This window comes from Herbaspirillum sp. 1173, from assembly GCF_031455335.1.
Taxonomy (GTDB): Bacteria; Pseudomonadota; Gammaproteobacteria; order Burkholderiales; family Burkholderiaceae_D; genus Herbaspirillum; species Herbaspirillum huttiense.
Genome location: NZ_JAVDSP010000006.1, coordinates 177,234 through 192,945, shown reverse-complemented (window position 1 = coordinate 192,945; position 15,712 = coordinate 177,234). Strand labels below are relative to the sequence as shown.

Sequence of the window (15,712 nt, the reverse complement as noted above, 5' to 3'; positions counted from 1 at the left end):
TGAAGATGCGAATCACGCGGATTGCAAGATGCTGTACGACAAGGCGCGTGGGGATCAGGATTTCCGCTCGGTTCTTGAGCGATCCATGCATTATACGCGATTTTTGCCCTACCCGCCACTGCGCGCCTCGGGACGGTCTGCTGTGGTTTATCTGCGCCATTGCACAATCGACATCGATTTATCGATGCCACAGATAAACAAAAATGGGGATCACGCGCCATCAGCGCAAAAAAAAAACGCCACCGCGCAGGTGGCGTAAAAAACTACCAGAGGTTCTGCCAAATCAGATAAATCATTTACGCATTCCTGCGTTTCAGGCCGACGAGCTGCCGATCTCATCTCTCAATGGTGCGGCTCCAGCGCGTATTCCACACGGCGCGGTTCTTGTTGATCTCATCCCAGTCCACCGCGCGCGCGGCCTTGACGAAGCCATTCATGCGCGCCTGCTCGGCCGCGGCCGTGCCGCTGACCTGGACCTTGGTATTGGTCGGGTTGTAGTTGCCGTTTTCCAGCGCCAGCGCTTGCGCCTGCGGTGAGAGCAGATAGGCCGCCAGCTCCTGCGCCAGCTGCGGCTCGGTGTTGTTGGCGATCACGCACTGCGCCACCATCAGCACGATGGCGCCTTCCTTGGGCTGCACGTATTCCACCGGCACGCCCTTGCTCTTCAAGAGCGTCGATTGCGTGGGCGTGTAAGGGAACAGGGCCGCTTCGCCGGTCTGTGCCATCTCGGAAATCTTGGCCGAATTGGAGATGTACTCCAGCACATTGGGCCCGATGGTCGAGGGCCAGGCCTTGAAGCCGGGATCGACGTTGGCATCCGTGCCGCCCTTGAGCTGGTTGAAGGCGAGGAAGGCATGCAGCCCGAAGGTGGACGAAGGCAGCGACTGGAACACCACGCGCCCCTTGAGCTTGGGATCGGCCAGGTCGAGCCACGAGGTCGGCGGTGCCCAGCCCTTCTCGGCATAGACCTTGGTGTTGTAGGCCAGGCCGGTAACGCTGATGGTCACGCCCGTGGCCAGGTCATCCTTGATGTGCGCCACCGGCAGCAGGTTGGCCAGGTTGGGATTGGGCTTCTGCTTCTCGCACAGGCCCATGCCGACGGCACGATACATCACGCCATCGTCCAGGAACATCAGATGCATCTGCGGCTTGTCCTTGGCGGCCTGGGCCTTGGCCAGGATGTCGGCCGAGCCGCCGGGCACCACGGCAATCTTGACGTTGTACTTCTGCTCGAAGGGACCGAACACCGCCTGCGTGAAGGTCTTCTCCATGTTGCCGCCATTCATGCCGACATACAGCGTGCGGGTCTGCGCCTGCACTTGAGCGGCGGTGGCGGCCAGCAACAGTCCGAGGGCAGCGGTGCGGGAGAGCGACATCATGAGATCTTCCTTTCAGGGTGGGAGGACAACAGGTCGACAGCGTCGGAACGTGGCGGCAGGAAGCGGCCAATCGAGAAAGCATCCAGCGCGATGGTGCTGCGGCCATGCAGCACCAGCTCGGCCAGCGCCTCACCGGCAGCCGGCCCGATCTGGAATCCGGCACCGCAGAAACCAAAGCCATGCAGCAGGCCCATTTGCGTGGTGCTGGGGCCGATCACCGGATGCTGGTCCGGCAGGTAGCCTTCCACGCCGCTCCAGCTGCGGATGATGTGGACGTGGCGCAGCGCCGGCAGCAAGGCCGCCGCCTGCGGCAGCAGCCCGAGAATGGAATCATGCGAAGCGCGGGCGCGCAGTTCATCCTGCTCGTAGCCGCGGCCGCCGCCCAGCACCACGTTGCCGCGCGCCACCTGGCGGCAGTAGATGGAGCCCCCTTCCACGCCCAGGCTCCAGGGCAGGAAGTGGGGAATCGGTTCAGTCACCACCATGCTGGGGTGGCCGCTGGTCAGGGGGACGGCCTCGCCAAAGGACTGCGCCACGCGATTGGCCCAGGCACCGGCGCAATTGATGAGCACTTCCGCACGCACTTCCAAGGGTTCGCCACCCTGCCGCGCTTCGGCCACGAAGTCGCGGCCATCGTGACCCACCTGCATGACTTCGCAACGCTCGATCACGGTCGCGCCCGCCGCTTCGGCCGCACGCGCAAAGGCCGGCGAGACCAGGCGCGGATTGGCCTGGCCATCTTCCGGACACAGCGAGCCGCCGACCGCCGCGCCGCCCAGCCAGGGACATTGCTGGCGCAGGCGTTCGCCGCTGATGAGTTCGATCCCCAGGCCGTAGGGCCGGCTCAGTTCGGCATAGGCGATCAGCGATTGCATGTCGGCCTCGCTGCGGGCCAGCTTGAAGTGGCCGCTGCGTTCGTATTCGCCGGTGGTGCCGATCAGGGACTGCAGATCGCCCCAGATCTGATGCGCGCGTTGCGACAGCGGCAGCTGCACTTCGGGCCGGCCCTGGCGGCGCACGCCACCGTAGTTGATGCCGCTGGAACGCGCACCGCACAGGTCGCGTTCCAGGATGGTCACGCGGCGTCCGGCCTTGGCCAGCACCAGTGCAGCCGAGCTGCCGACGATGCCGCCGCCGATGATGAGGACTTCGGTATGGAGGCTCTTCATGAGGCATCCTCCTGCGCATGCAGCGCGATCACGCGCGCAGAGACCGGCTCGGGGGCCGGCACATGCATGCCCAATGGAATCGGCTTGATCGGTGCCTGGCCGCGCAGACGACCGACTTCCTGCACCGGCAGGCCAGCGGCATGCGACAGAATTTCGGCGGCCGCGGCACCACACATGCGGCCCTGGCAACGGCCCATGCCAACGCGGGTGAGGGCCTTGAGCCGGTTCATTTCCGCTGCGCCTTTCTCGCGCACGGCCGCGCGCAATTCACCGGCGCGGATGTTCTCGCAGCGGCAGATCACCAGATCGTCCGGCGCGGTGGCCGCCCAGCGTTCGGGGAAGGGGAAGGCGCGCTCCAGTCCGAGTCGGAAAGCACCGATGCGCACCAGCTCCGCTTCGATCTGCGTCACCCGGGCCGCATCGACGGCGATGCCGCGATCCTGCAGCAAGGCCAGCGCAGCGCGTTCACCGGCCAGCTCGGCGGCATCGGCCCCCATGATGCCGGCACCGTCACCGGCGAGATAGACGCCCGGCACGCTGCTGCGGGTGCTCTTGTCGCGCACCGGCAGGTGCGCGCGCTGCAGGCTGTCGAACTGGAAGCGGCAACCCAGCAGATCAGCCAATTGCGTTTCAGAACGCAGTGCATAGCCGAAACCGACGGCATCGCATTCAATGCGCTGCTCAGTACCCGGCTTGCCACTCGCACTTGCCAGGTTCTCGCGACGCCAGACCAGCGCCTGCACCCGCGCATCGCCTTCCACGCGCAGCACCCGCGCGTGCGAATGCACCGGCACGCCATGCAGCTTGAGCCAGGCAAGGTAGTAGATGCCCTTGGCCAGCAAGGCCGGCTGGCCCAGCATGGCGGGCAGTGCGGCAATGCGGTCAGCCAGGCTGCTGCTGTCGAGCACCGCCGCCACCCGGGCACCGGCCTTGGCATACTGGTAGGCCACCAGATAGAGCAGCGGACCATTGCCGGCCAACACCACCGAGCGTCCGATGGCGCAGCCCTGGAACTTGAGCGCGACCTGCGAGCCGCCCAGGGTATAGACGCCCGGCGTGGTCCAGCCGGGGAAAGGCAGCACGCGATCAGTCGCACCGGTGGCCACGATGATGTCTTCCCAGGCCAGCGTTGAAGCGGATTGCGCGCTGCCCTCCATCAGGTCGAGCAAACCCGGCTGGGCATTCCAGACGAGGGTGTTGGGACGGTAGTCGATGGCCTCGCGCAGCGCATGGAAGGTGCTGTGCACCGATTGCGCGCGGCTGGCTTCGAAACCATAGAGCGTCTTGCGGCTGCGCAGGAAACCGCGCGGCGGCTGGCGATAGATCTGGCCGCCGGCCTGCGCGGCTTCATCGATGACGATGGGCCGCACGCCATGGGCCAGCAGCGTCTGCGCCGCACGCACACCGGCCGGGCCGGCACCGACGATGACGGGAGCTGCGCGCGTCATGCGGGTTCCTCCTGGCCGCTGCGCAATTGCATGCCGGCACGGATGAAGGTGGAGCAGGCACGCAGGCGCTCGCCGCTTTCAGTGGCGATCCAGCAATCCTGGCACGCGCCCATCATGCAAAAGCCGGCCCGCGGCTGGCCGCTGAATTCATTGCGGCGCAGGCTCGCGGTATTGGTCAGTACGGCGGTCAGCACCGTGTCGCCTTCCAGCGCGGTCGCCGGGCGGCCGTCCAGCGTGAAGCTGACCGCAGCGCGATTGCGTTCGGCCAGCCGTACCAGCTGGGCCTGTGCAGGAGCAGAGGTGTGATTCATGAACGCCCCACCAGCACGCGGTCCAGGCCATAGACCCGGTCCAGGATGATCATGGCCACCGCCGTGATGGCCACCATCAGCGCCGAGACGGCCGCCATCATCGGATCGATGGATTCGGTGGCGTACATGTACATGCGCACCGGCAGCGTCACCGTCGAGGGCGAGGTCACGAAGATGGACATGGTGACTTCATCAAAGCTGTTGATGAAGGCCAGCAGCCAGCCCCCGGTGATGCCCGGCAGGATCATCGGCAGCGTGATGCGCAGGAACACCGTGGAGCGCGTGGCCCCCAGCGACAGGGCGGCATGCTCGGCGCTGCGGTCGAAGCCGATGAGCGCGGCCATGATCAGGCGCATGGTGTAGGGCGTCACCACCAGCGAGTGCGCCAGCACCAGCCAGCCGAAACTGCCCGCGCCACCCACCACCGAGAACAGGCGCAGCAGGGCCACGCCCAGCACCAGGTGCGGAATGATCAGCGGCGACAGGAACAGGCCCTGCAAGACGCCGGACCAGCGATGCGGATAACGCACCAGCGCCATGGCCGCCGGAATGGCCAGGGCGGTGGAGATGGTGGCCGCTGCCAGCGCCAGCCAAAGGCTGTTCCAGAAGGAACTCACGAAGTCGGGAAACTCAAACACCGCCTTGAACCAGCGCAGCGAGAATTCAGGCCCGTTCATGGTCAGGGTGTTTTCGGGGGTGAAGGCAATCACGCACACCACCAGGATCGGGGCCAGCGTGAAGAGGATCACCAGCGCATTGAAGCACAATGCAATCGGTCCGTTCTTGTTCATGGTTCAGCCCAGCGCTTTCTTGTAGCGGCGTTCGATCATGCGGTTCCAGCCCAGCATGATGACCAGGTTGGCCACCAGCAGCAGCAGCGCGATGGCTGCGCCCAGGGGCCAGTTCAGTTCGTGCAGGTATTCGTCATAGATGATGGTGGCCATCATCTTCAGGCGGCGTCCGCCCAACAGCCCCGGAATGGCAAAGGAGCTGGCCGAGAGGCCGAAGACGATCAGGCTGCCCGAGAGAATGCCGGGCATGATCTGCGGCAGCACGATACGGCGTAGCACGGTGATGGGCGAGGCGCCCAGCGACAGCGCCGCGTTGGCCACGCCACCATCGAGCTTCTGCAGCGAGGTCCACACCGGGATCACCATGAAGGGCAGCATCACATGCACCAGCGCAATGACGATGGCCGTTTCGGTATAGAGCAGCTTGACCTTGGCAAAGCCCAGCGCCACCAGCGTGCCGTTGATGAGGCCTTCGGGACCGAGCAGCATGCTCCAGCCGAAGGCGCGCACCACCACCGAGATCATCAGCGGGGCCAGCACCACCAGCAGCATGATGGAGCGCCAGGGCTTGCGCATGCGGTTGAGAATGTACGCCTCGGGCGCACCGACGACGATGCAGATGAGCGTGACCAGGCCCGAGATCCACAGCGTGCGCCAGAAGATGCCGTAGTAATACGGATCGGTCAGCACCGCTGCGTAATGCTCCAGCGTGAAGGTACCGGCCTTGGGGCCGGTCTCGGCATCATAGGCGTTGAAGGACAGCACGAAGGTCAGCACCAGCGGCACCAGCAGCATCACCGTGCACAGCAGGATGGCCGGGGCCGACATCAGCCAGGGCAGGCTGCGCTGGCCGGGGGCCTTGTCGCTGGCGGCGGCACTCACCACGGGCGGTGCCACGGAAGTCGTGCCGGCCGCGCTCATGCTGCGACCCCTTCATCGCTGCGGGCGGTAGAGACCAGGCGCAGGCTGTAGTCGCTCCATGCCAGGCCGACGGCAGCGCCCTGCTCCAGTGCTTCGGCACCATCGTTGGCCGAGAGGACCGAGAGCAGGCCCAGCGGGGTCTCCACTTCATACATCCATTGGCTGCCGAGGAAGAAGCGGCGCACCACTTCGCCATTGCAGCGGCCCTGGCCGGGCGCGGTACAGCGGATCTTTTCCGGACGCAGGCCCAGCACTACGCGGCCGCCGCCGCGCAGGCCGGTGTCGGAGCTTTCCAGCGACAGCATCATGCCGCCCACCGCGATGTCAGCGCGTTCACCTGCGGCACCGACCACCTGGCCTTCGAGCAGGTTGGCCTTGCCCACGAAGGTGGAGATGAAGCGGTTGGCCGGATGTTCATACACGTTCAGGGGACGGCCGACCTGGGTGATGTGGCCGGCCTCCATCACCACCACGCGGTCACTGATGGACATGGCTTCGCTCTGGTCGTGCGTGACCATGATGGTGGTGGTGCCGACCTTGCGCTGGATGTCGCGCAGTTCGAATTGCATCTCTTCGCGCAGCTTGGCGTCGAGGTTGGACAGCGGTTCATCGAGCAGCAACACCGGCGGAGCAATCACCAGCGCACGCGCCAGGGCCACGCGCTGGCGCTGGCCGCCGGAGAGTTCGCGCGGATAGCGCGCACCGTGTTTTTCCAGATGCACCAGCGACAGGGCCTGCGCCACACGGTCGCGCTTCTCAGCGGCGCCGCACTTGCGCATCTCCAGCCCGAAGGCCACGTTCTGCTCCACCGTCATGTGCGGGAACAGCGCATAGGTCTGGAACACGATGCCCAGGCCGCGCGTATTGGGCTTGGCATGCGTGATGTCGCGGCCGTCGAGTTCGATGCGGCCGCCGCTGACGGCCTCGAAGCCCGCGATCATCTGCAGGGTGGTGGTCTTGCCGCAGCCCGAAGGACCGAGCAGGGAGATGAACTCACCCTTTTCCACCGTGAGGTTGAACCCCGATACCGCCTGGGTATCGCCATAGAACTTACTGACATTGGTCAGCGTGAGAAATGACATTGCAAGCTCCCTGTCGCAAGGTTCGGGCGCTGCACGGCTGGCGGGCTTGTCGGCCGGCGGGCGCTCCGATGCATACTTTCAATTACGCAACCCCATCGCTGGAGCGATGTGAGCGGCGCGTCTCCTGTTTCGTTATTGATGCAATTTCGGTGCCAATTCTGCTATCGTATTTCGACAGTCGGGAAATTTTTTATATTTATTCCATTCAATGAAATGCATCGGCGAGCGAACCGCCGCCGATTCCACCCAGCAGACAAAGCCCCCTCATGAGCGAGCACAACGACGAGGCCACGGCCGCCAGCGCCCCCGCCTCCCTGCCGGTCAACGGCATCCAGCGCACCTTTGCGGTGTTGCGCGCGCTGGCCGATGCACCACCGCAAGGCATGCGGGTGACGCAAGTGGCCAAGACCATCGGCCTGACCCAGGGCACCACGCACCGGCTGCTGCAATCGCTGGCCGGGGAAGGCGTGGTGGAACAGGATGAGCGCAGCAAGCTGTATCGCCTGGGCATGGACCTGTTCGCCCTGGCCGCGCGCGCCGGCAATGCGTCGGATGTGCGCAGCCTGTGCCGTCCGGCGCTGCTGCGGCTGTGCGGCAGTCTTGGCGATACGGTCTTCCTGCTGCTGCGCTCGCGCTTCGATGCGGTGTGCGTGGACCGCGTCGATGGTCCCTTCCCGATCCGTGCCTTCACCGGCGACATCGGCGGGCGCGTCGCCTTGGGCGTGGGCCAGGGTGCGCTGGCCATCCTCGCCTTCCTGCCGGAAGAAGAACGCGAGGAAGTGATCCGCTACAACGTGCCGCGCCTGCGCGAATTCGGGGTCTATGACGAGGTCTACCTGCGCACGGAAATCGAGCGTGTGCGCGAGACCGGTTATGCGGCACGCCAGGCCGGCCTGCTCGATGGCATGGCCGGGCTGGGTGTGCCGCTCTTCGATGCCGGCGGCAACATCGTCGGTGCCTTGAGTGTAGGCACGCTGACCTCGCGCCTGACCGAGGAGCGCCTGCCGACCGTGGTGCAGATGCTGCAGCGGGAAGCCGCCGCCCTGTCGCGCCGGATCAATCCCTTCGACCCGGCCTTGCGCCGGCCCATGCACCAGGCCAATCCCGTGGAGCCACAAGCATGACCACCCCTGCTCTTGCCCCCGTGCTGCTGATCAAGTCCGGCGGCGCTGCCGCGCTGGCCGAGTGGCGCGCCAGCTTTCATGAATTCGCACCCGAACTGGGCCTCGACGTGCGCGCCTGGGATGATCCGGAAGTCGATCCGGCGCGCGTGCAGTTCGTGCTGGTGTGGCAGCCCGAGCCGGGGCGGCTGGCGCAGTTCCCCAACCTGAAGGCCATCATCAGTGCGGCTGCCGGAGTCGATCACATCCTTGCAGACCCGCACCTGCCGGAGCTGCCCATCGTGCGCATGGTCACGCCTGAAACGCAGCAGCGCATGGCCGAATTCACGCTCATGAGCAGCCTGATGCTGTTGAAGGACATGCCGCGCATCATTGCCCAGCAGGCGCGCGCCGAATGGCGCGAATTCTCCACGCCCCGCACGGCGCGCGAAACGCGCGTGGGCGTGCTGGGCCTGGGTGCGCTGGGCTTGTCGGCGGCGCGCATGCATGCAGCGGTCGGCTTCGAGACCGCCGGCTGGGCGCGCTCGCTACGCAGCGAAAAGGGGCTGGCCTGCTTTGCCGGGGCCGCTGCGTTGCCGGATTTCCTGGCCCGCACCGATATCCTGATCTGCCTCTTGCCCGAGACCACCGATACCCGCCACCTCATCGATGCCGATCTCTTGCGCCAGTTGCCGCGCGGTGCCGCGGTCATCAACGTCGGCCGCGGCAGCCACGTGTGCCTGACCGATCTGCTGGCCGCGCTCGACAGCGGACACTTGTCCGGTGCCGTGCTGGACGTGTTCGATGAAGAACCACTGCCCGCCGAGGCCGCCGTCTGGCGCCATCCGCGCGTGCTGGTCACGCCCCATGCAGCGGCCACGCCCTCGCGCCGCGAACGCGCCAGGCAGGCGGCGGTGGCCATTGCCGCGATGCTGGGCGGCCTGCCGCCGCCGCATCTCTACGACCGCAGCAAGGGTTACTGAATGGCAAGTCCGGGCGCAGCCGCCACACCGCGCCGCCGCCCGGCTTGCGAGATAAGCCCCCATCGTCTAGACTTTGGCGCTCGCTGGCCGCCCTGGCTTGCCTGTCATGACGACAAGCAGACAGGCCCGCCGACTCCCTCCCATGCGTGAGGGCAACCCACTGACGGCAACGTTTGGATACCGTACCCATATGGGTGCAAGCTCTTGCACTCCTCATTCTCATTCTGCTCTCGGCCTTCTTTTCCATGACCGAGACGGCGCTGATGGCCGCCAACCGCCATCGCCTGCGGCACCTGGCCAAACAGGGCAACCGGGCCGCCGTCACCATCCTGTGGCTGCTGGACCGCACTGAACGGCTGCTCTCGCTGATCCTTATCGCCAATACTGTCATCAATGCGCTGGCCACGGCCCTGGTGACGGCGCTGGCCATTGCCGCCTTCGGCAACCACCAGCGCGTGATCACGGCGGCCACCGCCTTCGTGGCGGCGCTCTTGATCATCTTTGCCGAGATCGTGCCCAAGGTGATTGGTGCCACCCATCCCGAACGCATTGCGCTCTTTACCAGCTTCATCTTGAAGCCGCTGATGCGCATCGCCAAGCCGCTGGTGTGGTTCGTCAACATCTTCGTGTCGGCCATCCTCAAGGTCTTGCGCATCAAGACCGGATCGCGCGCGGCCGAGCAGCGCATTTCTCCCGAAGAGCTGCGCTCCATCGTGCTCGAAGGCGGCAGTTTCATTCCGCAGAAGCACAAGAGCATCCTGCTGAACCTGTTCGACCTGGAAAAGATTTCGGTGGAAGACGTCATGACCCCGCGCGCCCAGGTCGAGGCCCTGAACCTGGCCGCCCCGGTGGAGGAGATCCTGCACCAGCTGGCCACCTGCTATCACAACAAGCTGCCGGTGTTCGAGGGCGAGATCAATCACATCGTCGGTATCCTGCATGTGCGCAAGACGGTCTCGCTGTTCCGCCAGGAAGACGACATCACCCACGACGACATCCGCGCCCTGCTCTCGGCCCCGTATTACGTGCCGGTGGAGACCGATGTCTTCACGCAGCTGCAGTACTTCCAGGAAAACCACGAACGCCTGGGCATCGTGGTCGATGAATACGGTGAAGTGCAGGGACTGGTGACGCTGGAAGACATCATCGAAGAGATGATCGGCGAATTCACGACCTCCTCGCCCGGCTCCTCCGGCGAAGGTTTCGGCTGGGACAAGGACGGCACCTGCCTGCTTGAGGGCAGCACCACCCTGCGCGACATCAACAAGCGCCTGGGCCTGAAGCTGCCGCTGGATGGCCCCAAGACCATCAACGGCCTGCTGCTGGAAACCCTGCAGGACATTCCCGAAGCCAGCGTGGCCGTCAAGATCGATGGCTGCGTGATCGAGATCGTGCAGGTACAGAACCAGGCCATCCGCATGGTCAAGCTCATCGCCTTGCCTGCGAAAGTGAAGGCACAGGACTGAACCTGCGCCGGGCCTTGCGGGCCGGCATCGAACTCCACCGAGTTTGTCCCGCGCAAACGGCCGGCCCGCTTTTCGGGCGGCCGCCGCGCGTGGGAGACTTGCCCTCCCCTGTGCGTTGCCCTGCGGCAGCGCCCCTGCGCGAGGTCTCCCATGCTGCACACTCCCGACACGGCCGTGGCCGATGATGACGTCCCCGTGGTGCGCCTGCTGCACAAGCTGCTGGCCGATGCCGTCGGCATGGGCGCTTCCGACCTGCATTTCGAGCCCTTCGAACATCTCTTCCGGGTGCGCTTGCGGCTGGATGGCGTGCTGCATGAACTGGCGCAACCGCCGTTGAGCTTGCGCGACAAGCTGGCCACCCGCCTGAAGATCCTCGCGCGGCTGGATATCGCCGAAAAGCGCCTGCCCCAGGACGGCAAGATGCGCCTGGCGCTAGGCACGCGCACGGTGGATTTCCGCGTCTCGACGCTGCCCACGCAGTTCGGTGAAAAGATCGTGCTACGCATCCTCGACACCGCCCAGGCGGCGTTGTCGATCAGCGACCTCGGCTATGAACCGGCCCAGCAGGAAGCGCTGCTGCAGGCCATCAGCAAGCCGCACGGGCTGGTCCTGATGACCGGGCCGACCGGCTCCGGCAAGACGGTCTCGCTGTATGCCTGCCTGCAGCGGCTGAACCAGCCGGGCGTGAACATCGCCACCGCCGAGGATCCGGTGGAAATCAACCTGCCCGGCATCAACCAGGTCAGCATCAACGAGCGCGCCGGACTGGACTTCGCCCTGGCGCTGCGCGCCTTCCTGCGCCAGGATCCGGATGTACTGATGGTGGGCGAGATCCGCGACCTGGAGACCGCCGACATCGCCGTCAAGGCTTCGCAGACCGGGCACCTGGTGCTCTCCACCCTGCACACCAACGATGCCCCGGCCACGCTCACGCGGCTGCTCAACATGGGCGTGCCGGCCTACAACATTGCGGCATCGGTCAGCCTGATCGTGGCCCAGCGGCTGGTGCGCAAGCTGTGCCGCTGCCGCCGTCCGGCCGGTGGTACGCCGGCCACCTTCGTGCCGCACGGCTGCCCGGCCTGCAACCAGACCGGCTTTCGCGGGCGCACCGGCATCTATCAGGTCATGCCGGTCAGCGCGGCCATGCAGTCGCTGATACTGGCCCAGGCCGGCACATTGGAACTGGGCCGGCAGGCGCAAGCGGAGGGCATCATCGACCTGCGGCGGGCGGGGCTGCTGAAGGTCTTGCGCGGTGAAACCAGCATGGGAGAAATCCTTGCCTGCACCTGATCGCACGACATCGGCGTCCCAATTCCGCTGGGAAGGGCTGGACCGCCACAATCGCCCGCAACGCGGTGTGATACAAGCCAGCGATGAAGCCCAGGCACGTGCCCGGCTGCGCCAGCAGGGGATGCGCGTGGCGCGGCTGCGGCGCGCGGAGCGTGCGGCCGACCTCGACAATGGCCCGGCCCCTGCGGCAAACCCGGCCACAGCGAGGACGCGTGGCCGCATCAGCGCCAAACAGATCGCCCTCTTCACCCGCCAATTGGCCACCATGCTGCGGGCAGGATTGCCGCTGCTGCAGTCGCTGGACATCGCCATTCGCGGCGCCGGCCAGAGCGCACTGGCCACGCTGCTGGACGACGTGCGCCAGGCCGTGGCGCGCGGCGAGAGCCTGCATGCGGCGCTGGCGCGCCATCCGCGCCAGTTTGATGCGCTCTTCTGCAACCTGGTGCGCGCCGCCGAAGAAGCGGGGATGCTCGACAGCATGCTGGAGCGCATCGCGCTCTATCGCGAAAAATCCCTGGCCTTGCGCGGCAAGGTGCGCGCGGCCTTGGCCTATCCCTGTGCCGTGGTGCTGGTGGCGATCATCGTGACGGTGGTCATCATGCTGTGGGTGGTGCCGGCTTTCGAGCAGATGTTCCAGCAATTCGGGGCCGAGTTGCCGCTGCCCACGCGCATCGTCATGGCCACGGCGCGTCTGCTGGGCCAGCATGGCCCGTGGCTGCTGCTGGGCACGCTGGTGGCGGGCGTGCTGGCGACCCTGGCGTGGCGGCGCCATCTTCCGCTGCGACTGGCGGCGCAGCGCCTGAGCCTGTCCTTGCCGCTGTTCGGCAAGCTGTTGCGGCAAGCGGCGCTGGCACGCTGGAGCCGCACCTTCGGCACCCTCTTCGGGGCCGGCATCGCCCTCGTGGAAGCGCTGGAAACGGTCTCCGGCGCAGCCGGCAACGTGGTCTATGCCGACGCCTCGCTGGCCGTGCGCGACGCCGTGCGCAATGGCGCCTCGCTGCATGCGGCCATGCAGGCCACGGGCGTCTTCCCCGACCTGGCAGTGCAGATGACGGCCGTGGGCGAAGAGGCCGGCGCCCTCGACGCCATGCTGACCAGGATCGCAGATCTCAACGAACGCGAGGTCGATGAAGCCGTCACCGCCCTCACCAGCCTGATGGAACCCGTTATCATGGCGGTGCTGGGCGTGGTGATCGGCGGCCTGGTGGTGGCGATGTACCTGCCGGTGTTCCGCATGGGTGCAATGGTATAAGCCGGCACGCCTGTCTTCCCCTTCTTTGACGACCAAACCAGTTGAACCCGACGATGTCTTTCCTGGATGCCCTGGCCTTCCCCGGCAACGCTGCACTCGCTGGCGCGGCGGCGCTGCTGGGCCTGCTGGTCGGCAGCTTTCTCAATGTGGTGATCCATCGCGTGCCGCTGATGATGCTGCGCGAGACTGCCAACTTCGTGGCCCAGGAACGCGGCGAGGCCCTGCCGCATGCCGACCGCTACAACCTCTGGCTGCCGGCCTCCGCCTGCCCGCATTGCGCCGCGCCGCTGGCGCTGCATCACAAGATTCCGGTACTGAGCTGGCTGCTGCTGCGAGGACGCTGCGCCTTCTGCGACCACCCCATCAGCGCGCGCTATCCGCTGGTGGAGCTGCTGACCGCACTGCTGTTCGCCCTGCTGGCATGGCGCTTCGGCCTGGGCCTGCATGGCGTGGCGCTGATGGTGTGCGCGTCCTTCCTGATTGCGCTGGCGGTGATCGACGCCCGGACCATGCTGCTGCCCGACGACCTCACCCTGCCCTTGATGTGGCTGGGGCTGCTGGTCAACGTGGTGCATCGCCTGGTGCCGCTGCAGGATGCCGTGCTGGGTGCGATGGCCGGCTATGGCGTGCTGTGGCTGATCTACTGGATCTTCAAGCTGGCCACCGGCAAGGATGGCCTGGGCTATGGCGACTTCAAGCTCATGGCCGCACTCGGGGCCTGGCTGGGCTGGCAGTCCTTGCCGCTGGTCTTGCTGCTGGCCTCGGCGCTGGGCGCAGTCCTGGGCCTGGCGCTGATGGGCTTGGGCCGCCACCGGCGCGGCCAGGCCATTCCCTTCGGCCCCTGCCTGGCCTGCGCCGGCATGCTGACCCTGCTGATGGGCCATGGCTGGCTCACGCAACTTCTCTACGACTTCTGATCCCATGACCTCATTGACTGAACGCTTCACCATCGGCCTGACCGGCGGCATCGGCAGCGGCAAGACCACGGTGGCCAACCTGTTTGGCGAGCTCGGCGCGTCGCTGGTCGATACCGACGCCATCGCCCACGCCCTGACCGCACCGCAGGGCCTGGCCATCGATCCCATCCGCGATTATTTCGGCGGCGAATTCATCGATGCGAACGGTGCCATGGACCGCACCCGCATGCGCCAGCACGTGTTCGGCAACCCGACGGCACGCCATGCGCTGGAAGCCATCCTGCATCCGCTGATCCGCAGCGAGACCGTGCGCGAGGCCGAGGCCGCCACCGGTCCCTATGTCATCTTCGTGGTGCCGCTGCTGGTGGAGTCCGGCACCTGGGTTGGCCGCGCCAGCCGCATCCTGGTGGTGGATTGTCCGGAAGAGGTGCAGATCGCGCGGGTCATGCAGCGCAACGGCCTGCAGCGCGCGGAAGTGGAAGCCATCATGGCCGCGCAGGCCAGCCGGCAGGCGCGATTGGCGGTGGCGCAGGACGTCATCGACAACGGCGGCAGCAATGCCGACCTGCCGCATCAGGTACGCGAGCTGCATGCGCGCTACCTGGCACTGGCAGGCGGGCACTGAGCGATGGTGCAGCTTGCGCGGCTGCAGCAATGCACTTGGGCAGCGCGGCAAATGCGATGCGCTCCTGCAGCTTCATTTGATGGCGACTGCATTTGTAATTTTCTTCTGCATGGGTCAGAATCACAGACATTGCACATGTTGACGAGGTTATTGCACCCACGCGGCCTGTCAGCGGCCTAACAAGTCCGGTTCAACCAATAAAGGGATCATGCTTTGATCGTCTACGAATACCCTTTCAATGAGCGTATTCGCACGCTGTTGCGACTGGAAGACCTCTACGAGAAATTCGTCTTCTTCCTGCACCAGGAAAGCCCGCATCAGCATCACATCGCCCTTGCCACCATTTTTGAAATGCTGGAGGTCGCCGGACGCGCCGACCTCAAGTCCGACCTGCTGCAAGAGCTGGAACGGCAAAAGCAGATCCTCCTGGCCTACCAGTCCAATCCCAATGTCGAGCCCGAGATGCTCAATGCCATCCTGGCCGAAGTCGACCAGGCCAGCAGCGCCCTCTCGGCCGCCCAGGGCAAGACCGGCCAGAACATCCGCGACAATGAATGGCTCATGAGCATTCGCGGCCGTACCATCATTCCGGGCGGTGCCTGCGAATTCGACCTGCCGGCCTATTACGCCTGGCAACAGCATCCGTTTGAGCGCCGTTTCCAGGACATCTCCAACTGGTTCGCCCCGCTGATCCCGCTGTTCGATGCCATCGCCATCGTCATGCGATTGCTGCGCGAATCCGGACATGCAGTAAAAATCAACGCCGAAGGCGGCAGTTACCAGCAGATGCTGCAAGGCAAGGTCTACCAGATGCTGCGCCTGTCGCTGGACATCAACCTCGGGGCCATCCCCGAGATCTCGGCCAACAAATACATGCTGTGGGTGCGTTTCACCCAGCAGGATGGCGACGAGAAGCCGCGCTCCTTCGAGGGTGAAGTGCCCTTCGAACTGGCGCTGTGCGGCTTTTGATCCGTAATC

Annotated in this window: 16 protein-coding genes; 9 read left to right on the top strand and 7 right to left on the bottom strand. The window is 65.6% G+C overall.

What is annotated here, in order from left to right; genetic code table 11:
* Positions 1-28 precede the first annotated feature (28 nt).
* Complete coding sequence (locus J2X56_RS19325; RefSeq protein ID WP_227022653.1) at positions 29-259, top strand: hypothetical protein; 231 nt, start codon at positions 29-31, stop codon at positions 257-259.
* A 76-nt stretch (positions 260-335) separates the two neighbouring features.
* Here the strand turns inward: J2X56_RS19325 and J2X56_RS19320 are convergent, their stop codons facing one another.
* Genes J2X56_RS19320 through J2X56_RS19290 form a run of 7 tightly spaced genes read right to left on the bottom strand, consistent with a single transcriptional unit; the run spans position 336 to position 7,101 of the window.
* On the bottom strand, positions 336-1,379 hold the full coding sequence (locus J2X56_RS19320) for an ABC transporter substrate-binding protein (RefSeq protein ID WP_121042570.1): 1,044 nt from the start codon (positions 1,377-1,379) through the stop codon (positions 336-338).
* Positions 1,376-2,548, bottom strand: coding sequence for an FAD-binding oxidoreductase (locus J2X56_RS19315; protein ID WP_209568212.1), 1,173 nt, complete (start codon positions 2,546-2,548; stop codon positions 1,376-1,378). The genes J2X56_RS19320 and J2X56_RS19315 overlap by 4 nt, the downstream gene beginning before the upstream one ends.
* Positions 2,545-3,996 (bottom strand): NAD(P)/FAD-dependent oxidoreductase, encoded by a 1,452-nt coding sequence (locus J2X56_RS19310; protein ID WP_134135676.1) that lies wholly within the window; start codon positions 3,994-3,996, stop codon positions 2,545-2,547. The genes J2X56_RS19315 and J2X56_RS19310 overlap by 4 nt, the downstream gene beginning before the upstream one ends.
* Positions 3,993-4,307 carry a (2Fe-2S)-binding protein gene (locus J2X56_RS19305; protein WP_134135678.1) on the bottom strand — a complete coding sequence of 105 codons (315 nt, stop codon included), beginning with the start codon at positions 4,305-4,307 and terminating at the stop codon, positions 3,993-3,995. The genes J2X56_RS19310 and J2X56_RS19305 overlap by 4 nt, the downstream gene beginning before the upstream one ends.
* Positions 4,304-5,098, bottom strand: coding sequence for an ABC transporter permease (locus J2X56_RS19300; RefSeq protein WP_121042562.1), 795 nt, complete (start codon positions 5,096-5,098; stop codon positions 4,304-4,306). The genes J2X56_RS19305 and J2X56_RS19300 overlap by 4 nt, the downstream gene beginning before the upstream one ends.
* 3 nt (positions 5,099-5,101) lie before the next feature.
* Positions 5,102-6,019 (bottom strand): ABC transporter permease, encoded by a 918-nt coding sequence (locus J2X56_RS19295; protein WP_199725086.1) that lies wholly within the window; start codon positions 6,017-6,019, stop codon positions 5,102-5,104.
* Positions 6,016-7,101 (bottom strand): ABC transporter ATP-binding protein, encoded by a 1,086-nt coding sequence (locus J2X56_RS19290; RefSeq protein ID WP_121042560.1) that lies wholly within the window; start codon positions 7,099-7,101, stop codon positions 6,016-6,018. Before J2X56_RS19290 ends, J2X56_RS19295 begins: the two co-directional genes overlap by 4 nt.
* Before the next feature lie 266 nt (positions 7,102-7,367).
* Here J2X56_RS19290 and J2X56_RS19285 point away from each other — a divergent pair, with 266 nt between their 5' ends.
* From J2X56_RS19285 to zapD, 8 genes are all read left to right on the top strand, one after another.
* A complete protein-coding gene (locus J2X56_RS19285; RefSeq protein ID WP_121042558.1) occupies positions 7,368-8,225 on the top strand; it encodes an IclR family transcriptional regulator in 858 nt (285 codons plus the stop codon).
* On the top strand, positions 8,222-9,184 hold the full coding sequence (locus tag J2X56_RS19280; protein ID WP_121042556.1) for a glyoxylate/hydroxypyruvate reductase A: 963 nt from the start codon (positions 8,222-8,224) through the stop codon (positions 9,182-9,184). The genes J2X56_RS19285 and J2X56_RS19280 overlap by 4 nt, the downstream gene beginning before the upstream one ends.
* 173 nt (positions 9,185-9,357) lie before the next feature.
* Entirely contained in the window at positions 9,358-10,650 is a 1,293-nt protein-coding gene (locus J2X56_RS19275) for an HlyC/CorC family transporter (RefSeq protein WP_134135679.1), read from the top strand.
* Between the two features lie 150 nt (positions 10,651-10,800).
* Entirely contained in the window at positions 10,801-11,940 is a 1,140-nt protein-coding gene (locus tag J2X56_RS19270) for a GspE/PulE family protein (RefSeq protein WP_121042552.1), read from the top strand.
* A complete protein-coding gene (locus J2X56_RS19265) occupies positions 11,927-13,192 on the top strand; it encodes a type II secretion system F family protein (RefSeq protein ID WP_209568214.1) in 1,266 nt (421 codons plus the stop codon). Before J2X56_RS19270 ends, J2X56_RS19265 begins: the two co-directional genes overlap by 14 nt.
* Before the next feature lie 53 nt (positions 13,193-13,245).
* Positions 13,246-14,109, top strand: coding sequence for an A24 family peptidase (locus tag J2X56_RS19260; RefSeq protein ID WP_204726185.1), 864 nt, complete (start codon positions 13,246-13,248; stop codon positions 14,107-14,109).
* A gap of 4 nt (positions 14,110-14,113) precedes the next feature.
* On the top strand, positions 14,114-14,734 hold the full coding sequence (coaE, locus tag J2X56_RS19255) for a dephospho-CoA kinase (RefSeq protein WP_121042546.1): 621 nt from the start codon (positions 14,114-14,116) through the stop codon (positions 14,732-14,734).
* A 213-nt stretch (positions 14,735-14,947) separates the two neighbouring features.
* Positions 14,948-15,703, top strand: a complete 756-nt coding sequence (gene zapD, locus J2X56_RS19250) for a cell division protein ZapD (protein WP_034336663.1) — start codon at positions 14,948-14,950, stop codon at positions 15,701-15,703.
* Positions 15,704-15,712 lie beyond the last annotated feature (9 nt).